Origin of the sequence: Rufibacter sp. DG15C (assembly GCF_001577755.1) — a bacterium.
GTDB lineage: Bacteria > Bacteroidota > Bacteroidia > Cytophagales > Hymenobacteraceae > Nibribacter.
Genome location: NZ_CP010776.1, coordinates 3350575 through 3362968, shown reverse-complemented (window position 1 = coordinate 3362968; position 12394 = coordinate 3350575). Strand labels below are relative to the sequence as shown.

Annotated in this window: 7 protein-coding genes; 2 read left to right on the top strand and 5 right to left on the bottom strand. The window is 50.8% G+C overall.

The annotated features are described in order from the left end of the window. Nucleotides 1-10 precede the first annotated feature (10 nt). The gene (locus tag TH61_RS14370) at nucleotides 11-715 is read right to left on the bottom strand and encodes a pseudouridine synthase (RefSeq protein ID WP_066510796.1); all 705 of its coding nucleotides are present in this window, start codon (nucleotides 713-715) and stop codon (nucleotides 11-13) included. A gap of 415 nt (nucleotides 716-1130) precedes the next feature. Here TH61_RS14370 and TH61_RS14365 point away from each other — a divergent pair, with 415 nt between their 5' ends. Together TH61_RS14365 and TH61_RS14360 are read left to right on the top strand one after the other, a co-directional pair. Next, nucleotides 1131-2546, top strand: coding sequence for an MATE family efflux transporter (locus TH61_RS14365; RefSeq protein ID WP_082780389.1), 1416 nt, complete (start codon nucleotides 1131-1133; stop codon nucleotides 2544-2546). A 122-nt stretch (nucleotides 2547-2668) separates the two neighbouring features. Then, nucleotides 2669-4360 (top strand): TrkA family potassium uptake protein, encoded by a 1692-nt coding sequence (locus tag TH61_RS14360; protein WP_066510789.1) that lies wholly within the window; start codon nucleotides 2669-2671, stop codon nucleotides 4358-4360. Nucleotides 4361-4428: 68 nt separating this feature from the next. Here TH61_RS14360 and TH61_RS14355 read toward each other — a convergent pair whose 3' ends face one another. From TH61_RS14355 to TH61_RS14340, 4 genes are all read right to left on the bottom strand, one after another. Next, the gene (locus tag TH61_RS14355; RefSeq protein WP_066510787.1) at nucleotides 4429-7377 is read right to left on the bottom strand and encodes a DNA polymerase III subunit alpha; all 2949 of its coding nucleotides are present in this window, start codon (nucleotides 7375-7377) and stop codon (nucleotides 4429-4431) included. Between the two features lie 434 nt (nucleotides 7378-7811). Then, a complete protein-coding gene (gene dinB, locus TH61_RS14350) occupies nucleotides 7812-8969 on the bottom strand; it encodes a DNA polymerase IV (RefSeq protein ID WP_066510782.1) in 1158 nt (385 codons plus the stop codon). A gap of 545 nt (nucleotides 8970-9514) precedes the next feature. Beyond that, nucleotides 9515-9958 (bottom strand): helix-turn-helix transcriptional regulator, encoded by a 444-nt coding sequence (locus tag TH61_RS14345; protein WP_066510781.1) that lies wholly within the window; start codon nucleotides 9956-9958, stop codon nucleotides 9515-9517. A 668-nt stretch (nucleotides 9959-10626) separates the two neighbouring features. Then, nucleotides 10627-12294, bottom strand: a complete 1668-nt coding sequence (locus TH61_RS14340) for a murein L,D-transpeptidase (RefSeq protein WP_197464044.1) — start codon at nucleotides 12292-12294, stop codon at nucleotides 10627-10629. Between the last annotated feature and the right edge of the window lie 100 nt (nucleotides 12295-12394).

Here is a 12394-nt window from a genome sequence, read left to right as displayed (position 1 = left end):
CTATATACTACTAAGAAATATAACTTAAGAGATTGCTCAAACCTTTCTCTCCCAGTTCCTGCCACTCTCCTGGTTTCAGATCTCCCAACTCCAAGCGCACCATCCGCACTCGTACTAACCGCTCTACTTCATATCCCAACTTATAGCACATGCGCCTGATTTGGCGGTTAAGGCCTTGGGTTAAAACAATAGAAAAAGACATATCACCCATCTGCTGTACTTGGGCTGGTCTTGTCATTTGGCCCATAATTACCACGCCAGCCGCCAGTTGTGCAAGAGCCTCTGGCGTTAAGGGCTTGTCTACCGTTACCACGTACTCTTTTTCTTGGTGGCTATCAGCGTTGGCTATGCGGTTGTAGAGTTGTCCGTCGTTGGTGAGTAGCATGAGGCCTTCAGACTCTTTGTCCAGGCGCCCTATGGGAAACACGCGTTCTTCCAATCCCAGAGCTTGTTGCAGGTTGTTCGGGATTTGTAGGTTTAACGTAGATTCAACCCCGCGCGGCTTGTAGTAAGCCAGGTAGATAAACTTCTGTGGGGCTTTCAAAACCTGTCCGTCTAAGGTTACCTCCTCTGTAGCCGCCAATGGCTGCTGCAAGGTCCCCTTCCGCCCGTTCACCAGCACCCTCCCTCCCACTATGGCGTGGATGGCTTCTTTGTTGGAAAGCCGCCCTTTCTGCACCACAAAATGCTGGAGGGAGGAGGTTAGGGATTTCATGTGTTGGAACGCTGTTTTTAGAGGCAAGAGACGCCAGGCGGTTTTAGGCAAATATAATATGTAACAACTGCCCTTTCACCAGTTTTTGAACTCAACTGAAACTGGGCGGCAGAAGCTATGGGCCTTAACCCCCAACACTCGTTTTTGGGGTGTTTGCTGGAAAACGGGCCAAAAACGGTGTGCACGCCAACGCTTCTCTAAGGTAACGTGCCCATAAAAAGATTAATCCTTCCTGTTCCCTCTCCTAAAATTTATATATACTTGCAGTCAGCTAAGCGTACGCACATGATTGTAGTAGCTGCCCGCTTCCAATAACAGGGCACGTCCTCTTCCTTATCTCTTGCATCTGCGGTTTCACTTCTAGAAACTTTGCAGCATGACATTGTCTTATCCTGAATTTCTTATTCTATTACAAATGGGTTCTGCTCAAGCAAAGCTGACTGCTTTCATTTCTATTATAAAACAATCTCTGAACGGCGAAGAGCTGGACTACACCGTGGGCAGCATCCGGCGGTCAGTGGTGCTGTTGGCCATACCCATGATGCTGGAGATGATCATGGAATCTGTCTTCGCGCTGGTGGACCTCTATTTTGTGGGGCACCTGCACAACAGTTCCTACGCCATCCAGACCGTGGGGCTCACTGAATCTGTCCTGACTGTCATCTACTCCCTGGCCATTGGGATTAGCATGGCCGCCACCGCCGTGGTGGCCCGCCGCATTGGCGAGAAAGACCCCGAAGCCGCTACCAAGGCCGGCATGCAGGCCATCTTAATCGCCAGCGTGATAACCTTGGCGCTGAGCGTGCTGGGCGTAGTATTCGCGACTAAGATTCTCCTACTGATGGGCGCCTCTGCCGAAGTGGCTCGCGTGGGAACGCCCTTTATGCAGCTCATGATGGGAAGCAGCTTGTTCATTATGTTGCTGTTTTTGATCAACGGTATCTTTAGGGGAGCCGGCAACGCGGCCATTGCCATGAAAAGTCTGTGGGTGGCCAACTTGGCAAATATTATCCTCTGCCCTATTTTCATCAACGGTTTCGGGCCTATCCCGGCCTATGGATTGACGGGTGCGGCCATGGCCACAACGCTGGGCCGCGGACTGGGCGTGGCGTACCAAGTGTATCACCTCATTAAAGGTAACGGTGCCTTGCAGGTGCGGCTGGCGCACTTCGTGCCGGATATGGTTCAGATAAAAGCCTTGGTCCAGATTGCCTCGCCGGCGGTTTTGCAATTTGTGATTGCCTCCTGCAGCTGGATTTTTTTGGCGCAGTTGGTGGCTACCACCGGCGGTGACCACGGCTCTGCCGGGTACCAGACGGCCTTGCGCCTGCTTATGTTCTTCATTCTGCCCGCCTGGGGCCTAAGCAACGCCGCCGCCACGCTGGTAGGCCAGAATCTGGGGGCTAAGCAGATTGACCGCGCCGAGCAGGCCGTCTGGAAAACCGTCAAATACAATGTCATTTTCATGGCCTTTGTGACGATGATCAGCTTAGTGGGCGCCGGGTATTTCGTGGCTTTCTTCACCAATGACGCACAAGTACAGGCGGTGGCCATCCAAGCCATTAGGATCATGAGCGTGGGCTACATCTTCTATGGCATAGGGATGGTACTCATCAATACCTTCAACGGCGCCGGCGACACCTGGACGCCCACCTGGGTGAACCTGGGCGGTTTTTGGGCCTTTCAGATTCCTTTAGCTTATCTGTTGGCAAAGACATTCGGGCTGGGTCCCTTGGGTGTCTTTATTGCCATACCGGTAGCAGAGACCTTTATTACCTTGGTGAGCATTTACCTGTTCAAGCGCGGCAAATGGAAAACCGTAAAGGTGTAGGCTCCACGTGTCCAAGCTTTAGAAATCCGTTTTTGGCCTGTTTTCTTTAAAACAGGCCAAAAACGGATTTCTATTTCGGGCGCTCATAACCAAACAAGTCTTTCTCGTATAGGCAAATAGCTATGAAGTTTCTGCCCTCCCAACTGCTTGCCATCCTCAAGAACCGGCCAGAGCGCCGCAACCTGCAGCTGTTGCTCAAGTTCTCCTTGTTTCTGGTGGCTTTGACGGTGGTGTTCACGTTCTTTTTTCATCTGATCATGCTGCGGGAGGACCGCACTTTCTCTTGGATTACCGGACTGTACTGGACCCTCACGGTCATGTCCACGCTGGGCTTTGGCGATATCACGTTCCATAGTGACATGGGCCGGCTTTTCTCTATTCTAGTCCTTAGCTCAGGCATGGTCCTGCTGCTTATCCTTTTCCCGTTTATCTTCATCAATTTTTTTTACGCTCCTTGGATGAAGGCCCGCGAAAACGCCCAGGTGCCGCGCGAGCTGCCTCCCACCATCTCTGGGCACATAGTCTTGACGAAGCTTGACCCCGTCACGGAGGCACTCATCAAAAAGCTGGAGCAGTTTGGCCATACCTACGTGGTGTTGGTGCCAGATATCACAGAAGGGCTGCGCTTGCACGGACTCGGGTTTAATGTGATGTTAGGCGACCTGGATGACCCTGACACCTATGAACGGGTGCGCGTAAAGCAGGCGGCGCTGGTAGCCACCACTTCATCAGATGAGGTCAACACCAACGTGTCCTTTACGGTGCGCGAAATCAGCAGCGAGGTGCCCGTCATCTCTACCTGCAGTTACCAGGTGTCTGTTGATATATTAGAATTGGCCGGCAGTAACCACGTGCTGCAGTTAAGTGACATCATGGGCTCTTTTTTCTCCAGACGGGCCAGTGGTGGCGGCGCCTCTGCCTTGGTCATTGGGGAGTTCAAGGAACTGCAGATTGCCGAGGCCACCGTGACCAACTCCTCGCTGTCTGGCCAGACCATCAAAGAAACGCAGTTGCGGGAGCGCATTGGAGTGAACATTGTGGGCATCTGGGAAAGGGGCAAATTCAACGCCGCCCAACCAGAGACCGTCATCACCGAGAACATGGTGTTGGTGCTGGCTGGCTCAAAAGAACAGATTGAGGCCTTCAATCAGCACTACGCCAACCCCGTCAATGAAAGCAACCCTATCATCATCATTGGCGGGGGCCGCGTGGGGAGAGCCACGGGCCGGGCCTTGGCTGCGCGGGGCCTTGATTACCGAATTGTAGAAAAGGACCCTAGCCGCATAAAACCCACGCCTCATTACATCATGGGGAACGCGGCAGACATAGAGGTCTTGCAGGCGGCTGGCATCAATGAGACGTCTTGCGTGATCATTACCACCCATGATGATGACGTGAACGTGTACCTCACCATCTATTGCCGCAGGCTGCGCAAAGACATGCAGATCATTACCCGTTCTACCCTGCAACGCAACCTGCCCACCATGCACCGGGCCGGCGCAGACTTTGTCATGTCCTATGCCGCCATGGGCAGTAACACCATCTTTAACCTACTCAAGCGCAGTGACATTCTAATGGTGGCCGAAGGGCTGGACTTGCTGCAGGTAACCGTACCTCAACCCTTGGCAGGGCGTTCCATTGCTGATTCTTCCATCAGGCAGGAAACGGGTTGTACGGTCATTGCCGTCAGGGATGGGGATGCGTTGCACATTAACCCAGAACCAACGGTGATTTTGCCACCCGGCGGAGAAATCATTCTCATTGGGACCGTTGAAGCAGAGAACAACTTCTTTGCTTTGTACGGCACTGAGTAACAGCTTTCATGTAGCCTATTGAGTTTCCGAAGGCTTCGCACCCAGCCTCTCTTTCAACTGCGTACCCTTTAATACCGCGGGTCCTTCTGAAACGGAAGCTTCGCCATCTTTTCCACTTCCATACTAGGGAAATCAAATTCCTCCACCACTTTACCTAGTAGCAGGTACACGCCGTTGCCTTTAAACGGCCAGGTTTTGAGGCTCTGCGGAAAATGAACGGTGTCAAAGAAATCGCCGGCGGCGTCCAGGAAGGTGCCAAACTGCATAATGTCGCCGCGCACGGTGCGCACGTATTTGGTGGCTACCAGCACGCCTATCATGCGGACCTTCTGCCCTACAAAAGCTCGTAAGTCCTTGGCCGGCACATCACCGCGCTCCTCGGTTTGCAGCAAATCAAAGTAGGTGCAGGTCACCGGGAAGCCCAGCAACTCCATCTCATCATAGACGTCTTCCGCCACCGTGTGCGTGAGCGTGGGCAGCGTGAAGGTCTTGGCCGGCGTCTGGAATAGCAACTCAGACGTAGTAGCTTTCACTTTGTGCCCCAGCTGCAGGTGCGCCTCCCAGAGCAGGTTCTTCTTGCCTTTGTTGGTAAACCGTAACGCCTGAATCCTGATGAGCACCAAGAGTTGTTCCAAGGAAATCTGCGTACGATGAATGAACTCCTCCAGACAAGTGTAAGGCCCGTTCTCTTCGCGCTCCGCTACAATCTTATAAGCCACTTTCTGCTCCAGGTTCTGCACGTGCACCAGCCCTAAAAAGACATTGGTGCCCGAAAGGGATGTATAATAGGTGCTTTGGTTCACGCAGGGCAAGTGCAGGGTGCCGCCCGCTTTCTGGGTCTGCTGCACGTACACCCACGTCCGGTAAAAGCCCCCGAAGTTGTTGATGACGGCCACCATGAATTCCAGCGGGTAATACGTCTTCAGGAAAAGGCTCTGGTAACTCTCCACGGCAAACGACGCCGAGTGCGCCTTGGAAAACGAGTAGCCCGCAAAGGACTCCACCTGCCGCCAGACCTCTTTGGTGATATGCTCTGGATAGCCTTTGGCCCGGCAATTGTCAAAGAACTTGTCTACCAGTTTCTGGAACTCGGCTTTGGACCGGTACTTGCCGCTCATGCCCCGGCGCAGCACATCGGCGTCGGCCAGGTCCAAGCCGGCAAAATGATGGCAGACCTTAAGCACGTCCTCCTGGTAGACCATCACGCCATAGGTCTCGCCCAGCTGTTCGGCCATGACGGGGTGCAGGTGCTGAATTTTCTCGGGGTGGTGGAAGCGCTCAATGTAGGCCTTCATCATACCACTCTTGGCCACCCCCGGCCGAATGATGGAACTGGCCGCCACCAGGGACAGGTAATGGTCACACCGCAGCTTCTTGAGCAGGCCCCGCATGGCCGGACTCTCAATGTAAAAGCACCCGATGGTATCCCCGGACCGGAGCTGCTCCTTCACCTTTTCGTCCTGCTTGAACTTAGCCACCTCATGCGCGTCTACCTTAATGCCCTGGTTCTTGTGCACCAACTGCACGCACTCTTTAATGTGCCCAATGCCGCGCTGGCTCAGGATGTCCAGCTTCTCAAACCCGATGCTCTCTGCCACATACATGTCCCATTGCGCGGTGGGCAGGCCTTTGGGCGGCATATCCAGGGCGGTGTAGTTGTAGATGGAGTCCTCAGAGATAAGCACGCCACCCGCGTGGATGGAGCGCACATTGGGGAAGTCTGTCAGCAGCTGGCCGTACCGGAAAATCTCCTTGGTGAGATGATTGGCGTTGCTGGGCGCCTGCGGCTGCTCTACCAGCGCGTCCAGCTCAGTTTTGGGCAGGCCGTAGACTTTGCCCAGCTCACGCAGGATGGAGCTCTGCTGAAAGGTGACCATGGCCCCCATCAAAGCGGTATGCTCCCGGCCGTAGCGCTTGAAGATGTAATCCAAGACCTCGTCTCGCTCATCCCAACTGAAGTCAATGTCAAAGTCGGGCGGACTTGTGCGTTTGGGGTTGAGGAAGCGCTCAAAGTACAAATCCAGCTCAATGGGGTCCACATCCGTGATGCCCAGGCAATAGGCCACCACGCTGTTAGCCCCGCTTCCCCGCCCAATGTGGTAGAAATTGCGCTTTTTGGCGTAGCTGATGACGTCTTCGGTGATGAGAAAATACGCGCCAAACTCCAGCTTTTCAATAATGTCCAGTTCATGTAAGACCCGCTGTCTGGCCACTTTATTACCAGCCCCATAGCGCCGGGTGGCGCCGTCCAGGGCCAGTTTCTTCAGAAGCACGATGTCCTCCTGGGCGCAGGTGGTGAAGTAGAGCTTGTTGCGGCGCTTTTTAAAGTCAAAGGCAAAACCCGCCTCCTTTGCCAGTTGCTGATTGTAGTTGAGCAACTCCGGATAGTGGCTTACCTGCTTTTGGAGATGATGTACCGTTTGGAAGCAGGGCTCCTGGGCAAGTCCGTGGCTAGGTTCAAGTTGGCTGAGCAGGATGTTGTGGTCGATGGCCCGCAGGTGCCGGTGCAAGGCTTCGCCCTCCTGGCTTTTGCAGGTGAAGAGTGGGTAGAGCATGAGTCGCACATTATTCTTCCTGCGGAGGTCTGAGAAAAGCAGCTGGTTTATCTCGGCCGGCCGTACGCCCACATACTCATTCTCGCGCAGCGTGTGTTGGAATTCTTTGGCCCGGGCAAACGGATAAATAATCAACGCCTGCGAAAAAGCTGGTGGCACCTCGGGCACTGCTTGATGCTGGATCAGATAGCCACTCAGAAACTCGTTCAACTCCCTGAATCCTTCCTGGTTCTGGGCAATGCCCGTGTACACCCAGCAATTGCCCACTCTGAACTCAATGCCCACCACCGGCTCAATCCCCTGCGCCACGCACGCCTGCACAAACGGAAACACCCCCGAGGTGGAGTTGATGTCCGTCAAGGCCAAAGCCGTATAGCCGTTCGCCTTGGCCTCGGTCACCAGTTCCTCTGGCGACAAGGTGCCGTACCGCAGGCTATAATAGGAATGGACGAAAGCTAGCATGTTTTAGGAGACGCAAGACTGGTGGATGCTGGTGATTATGATGAATCAAAAACTGTGATTGGATAAGTGAACTGCCTTTCCCCTCACTTGTCATCCTGAAAGGACCTTGTGGGCCAGCCAGAAAGTCGGCGGCTATGAGCCATGTGCTTTTAGCCTACTTTCTGAGAAGTAAGTCAAAACGCTCTTCTTTCCTTCCCTGCTTTAAGCATTCAACTTGCTTGGCTTGGCAAATGGTAAAAAACTTGTGGAAGAGCTATGAACGTTTTTCGGCTGCTTTCTGGAAAAGAGGTCAAAAACGATAATTAGCTTTTAGGTTCAGTCTTTCTAGCGGGCCCACAAGGTCCTTTCAGGATGACAAGTGAGGATTGAATGGTTGAGAGATTGAATTGATTGGGCTAAGTTGGCAGTCAGGTATGGCCAATTTCTTACCCTACTTAAATCCCCACAGCCCGCTTGACTGCTTCGCCGCCGTAGCGAAACCTAATTTTGTCCATGGCTTGGTAGAGGCTGGCGTGCTGGGTGGTGTCTTCAAAGAGGTCTATCTGCTGAAAACCCTGCACCAGATTACTCAACCGCACGCCCAGCAACCGAATGAGCAGGCGGCGGTTGTAGAGTTTCTGGAACAGCTCTTTGGCTCTTCTAATGAGAATATGGTCTGAGGCGTTGTAAGGGATGGATACCTGCTGGGTATGGGTGTCAAAGTTGGCGTAGCGAATTTTGACCGTGATGCAACCGGCCAGCTTGCCCTGCGCGCGCAGGTCAAAGGCTAAGCCTTCGGTCATGGAGACTAATAGGTTGTTCAAAAACTCTATGTCGGTGGTGTCAGTCCCGAAGGTTTTTTCCGTGCTGATGGACTTCTGCTCGGTGTATGGAACCACGGGCGCGCGGTCAATACCGTTGGCCTTCTCCCAGATGTGCACGCCCTCCTTGCCCAGCACCTTCTGCATCATCTTCACAGGCACCATGGTGAGCACCTCAATAGTGGGAATGCCCATGTTGCGCAACAGCTGGTAGTTCTTCTGCCCCACCCCCGGAATTTTCTTGATGGACAGCGGCGCCAAAAACGGTTTAATCTCGTCTTTACCCACCTGTAGTGCACCGTTGGGCTTGGCCTGCCCCGTGGCAATTTTGGAAACCGTTTTGTTCACCGATAACCCGAACGAGATAGGCAGTCCCGTCTCCTTCATGATGGTCTGACGCAGTTCATTGGTCCACTGCCACGTCCCGAAGAACTTGTCCATGCCGCTCACATCCAAGTAATGCTCATCAATGGACGCCTTCTCATAGACCGGGGCCTGGCTGGCAATGACGCTGGTCACATCATTGGAGTACTTGCTGTAGGCTTCCATGTCGCCGCGCAGGATGATGGCCTCAGAGCAAAGCTGCTTGGCCATTCGCATAGGCATGCCGGCGTGCACCCCGTAAAACCGCGTCTCATAACTACAGCTGGCCACCACGCCTCTATCTGACATGCCGCCAATGATGACGGGCTTCTCTTTGAGCTGCGCGTTACGCAAGCGCTCCACCGAAACAAAAAACGTATCTAAGTCTAAGTGCGCAATGATTCTATTGTCTGCTACCACCATATTCATCTGGATATAAGCTAAGGTTCATAGCCTCTAAAAAACTAATTATGTTAGCAAATACGAGAGATAAATATATAAAAGCTAAATATATGAGAGCTATTTATACACAAACTTACTAACATAGTTAGCATTTATCCACACAACATAGTTGTTCCACTATATAATCTAACACCTGATGGCCCTGATTGACAAGCTATTGAGTAAAGAGAAACTTACAGCTTAGCTTGGCACCCAAAGGCGAATCACCCAAATTCCCTATTGATATTAGAATTCACAGCTCATAAAAAAGGTAGTGAGCATAGATTCGTTTTCAGCCTATTTTCTGGAAAACAGGCTGAAAACGGTTTTAGAATATCATCTAGAAGAATTGGCAAGAACAACCGTTTGGAGAGCGGCTATAGGAGATATGAAATGCCCTGTTTTGCAACATCCCCCCACAGAAAAAGAAACCGGCACTGCTACTTAGGTAAAGAAAACATTACTCTTAAAAAAGCATTTTCCCTTATTCGTAAGAAGCAATCACTCCTATTCTGAATGTGTTACCCTACCAATTAAGACTGAGGGTAGAAGCTTTCAAAGGTGCCGTCTTCATACATAAGCAATACCTGTTTTACTTTCTTTTTCGTATAATTAGAAAGCGTATTGACAGGTGAAGAAGAATGGACTTTCTCTACAGCAGGATTTGCATTTTGTTCAGTATGCAAAGGAGGCTCATCTGAATACTCTCCAACCTTAGCGTTAGTCTCTCCAAATTTTCCTCGAGAGTCACTATCCAAAGACGTTAGCATTTCGCCGGCACCAAGCAGCAACCACTGGGCTTGCACCTCTGGAAAGCGCGCTATTATTTTTTGCACTACTTCTAGACTTGGCTTGTTGCGGCCAGCCAAGATGTGGCTCATCACAGGGCGGGGCAAGCCAATCGCATCCGCGAAGCCAGCAGGACCTTCGCCGGCCCAGGTCAGTAACTCTTTTATTCTAGGCAACAGATCTGTCACAGAAGTTCAGTTTAAAATAAAGCGTGTCCGCCGTCCAATTTGCAATTTGTAAACCAATGGCTTTACAGCAGACAAAGCCGATTGTGGATGACCTATTGAAGCTTAACTCACGATAACCGCTCCAACTATCTTATTATTATTACCTTAAGCAACCACCGATCATCAAACACTACATGGAGTTTTGAACACTGTTTACAATTTACAAAAGAGTTTACAATTGTTTTACATTTGTAAACTCTAAGATTTAAGCCTTCTGGCACACATAGATAAAATCTTGCAAGAAACTAGAGTCAGTAAAAGAAGCTCAAAGGGATTTAGTACACGCACATGTCTTCAAAAGCTATGCAAGTCAATTTGTCACCCCTAAAGGGTATAGAACATTTCAAACTTTCAGTCTCATGCAAACCTCTAAAATGTCTTAACTCAAAAAACTGAAACCGCCTCTCATAAAACCCAAGCATGACTAGTCATTTTCTTGCTCCAGAAAGAACCAAACTATTAAATATGATTACTCAGCCAATTACCCTCTAAAGTGGTTTTGTATTTTACCCTTATCCCCAATGTCACGGCCATAAAAAAAGAGCCGAACTAGCTGCCTTTTTACAGGCAATTAGTCCGGCTCTTCAACATTAATTAGGCAATTACTTCTTCAATCTCTACAGCACCTATTATCTAAAATAGGCCATCTCTAAATCGCGGTCATGACCGTAGACGTCATCTCTAAAATGAACCTCACCGGCGTCATCTACCCAAGCCGTAAAATACACCATATACACAGGTACTTTAGCAGATAGATTCACGTATTTCTCTTCACCGCCGTGCATGGCCGCTTGAATGGCAGAAGGTGTCCATTTCTTCTGATCCTTTAGTAGGTATTGGGCAAATTCAAACGGCTTCTCAATACGCACACAACCGTGGCTGAATCCGCGCTCTGTTTGGTTGAACAAATGGTCGGCGGGTGTGTCATGCAGATAGACGTTGTGCTCATTAGGGAAGATAAACTTCACGTAGCCCAGCGGGTTCTTCTTGCCTGGTCTCTGGCGCACTCTAATCTTAGCTTTGTTGTCAATGGAATACCAGTCTACTGAAGAAGGAGAAAGCACCTCTACTTTGTTGTTGCCTAAGTCCTTGACCACCTCCATATCGTTTTTGGCAAGATAGTTCGGGTTTTTGGCTTGGGCTGGGGCAATCTCTTCGGCTAGAATGTCTGGCGTGATGTTCCAATATGGGTAGAACACAATGTACTCCAGTTTGTCACTGAACACCGGGGTGGCGTTCAATTCCTTCCCTACCACCACTTTCATGGTCAAGACTTCCTTGTCCTTTTCCATCACATGCATCACGTACTCAGGAATGTTCACGAAGACGTACTTGTCTTCAAAACGCTTGGGTACCCAGCGCCAGCGTTCCATGTTGATGATGATCTGGTCAATGCGCTCATCAATGGTCACGTTCAGTTTCTTAAGCGTCTCGCCGCCTACTACGCCATCTGGTTTTAAGCCGTGGTTCACCTGAAACTTCTTCACGGCGGTGGCTAGGTTTTGGTCATAGGTGTTGGCGTTGGCTACCGCAGCAGCGGTTTTACCCAGCAGGCGTTGGCGCAGGGCCACTACGGCTTGAGCAGAATCGCCGGGCTTAATTGGCTTGGCTAATTCAATTCTAGGCCATCCTCCTTGTTGTTTAATGGCACGGTAGTTCTTCAAGGCATCGCGTAACCGGATGTAGCCTGTGTGCAAGGCTTCAAACTCATAATATGGATACCGGCTGTCACGCTCCTTCAAAATGGTCTGTAAGGCTTTGTGCAGCTTGATTTTGTTTTTCTTTACCTCCCACTCTATGTTGTCCATGTTCTTGGGGTTCACGGTTCCTCTGTAGAAGTCTGAGGCATAGTTAAAGTAGGTACCCGTTAAGGCCACGTCAATCTCCTGCTGGATCTTGTGCTTGGCAGAATCATCTTTGGCGGTCTCAAGGTTTTTGAACAGGCTAGCCATGTCCACCACTTGGTAGTCGCGGGGGTTCAAGCCTTCGGCGTGGGCGCCTTTCAAGACCTCTTGCAACTTGCCTGCCTGCGGAATCAACTCGCCGTTTTTAAACCAGGCAAACTTGTACCCTCTTTCGCGGTAGAATAGCTTCATTAAAGGAAGGTGTTCTTTAAAGGCTGGCTGGCTTAAAGTGTACTTGGTCACAAACACGCTGTCTGTCTGCTGTGGCAAGGGAGCGGCTGTCTGGGTCTTGGATTGTGATTTTTTATCATTTGACTTAGCGCAGGCGCTAAACACAAGAATCCCGACCACAAGGCATAGCAAGAGCCGGAAATACATATTCGGAAACTTCATAGGAGCTTTCATCTTGTTTAGAATGTGCTCCTTATACTAAACCCACGGCTAAAAAGTTAGGAAACCGAACAAGTTCTAAATTGGACAAAAAATATAATTA

Bases quoted from the DNA above. Each gene is read 5' to 3' on its own strand.
- TH61_RS14340 (WP_197464044.1), bottom strand. From the start codon at position 12,294: ATGAAGTTTCCGAATATGTATTTCCGGCTCTTGCTATGCCTTGTGGTC.
- TH61_RS14360 (WP_066510789.1), top strand. From the start codon at position 2,669: ATGAAGTTTCTGCCCTCCCAACTGCTTGCCATCCTCAAGAACCGGCCA.
- TH61_RS14370 (WP_066510796.1), bottom strand. From the start codon at position 715: ATGAAATCCCTAACCTCCTCCCTCCAGCATTTTGTGGTGCAGAAAGGG.
- dinB (WP_066510782.1), bottom strand. From the start codon at position 8,969: ATGAATATGGTGGTAGCAGACAATAGAATCATTGCGCACTTAGACTTA.
- TH61_RS14355 (WP_066510787.1), bottom strand. From the start codon at position 7,377: ATGCTAGCTTTCGTCCATTCCTATTATAGCCTGCGGTACGGCACCTTG.
- TH61_RS14365 (WP_082780389.1), top strand. From the start codon at position 1,131: ATGGGTTCTGCTCAAGCAAAGCTGACTGCTTTCATTTCTATTATAAAA.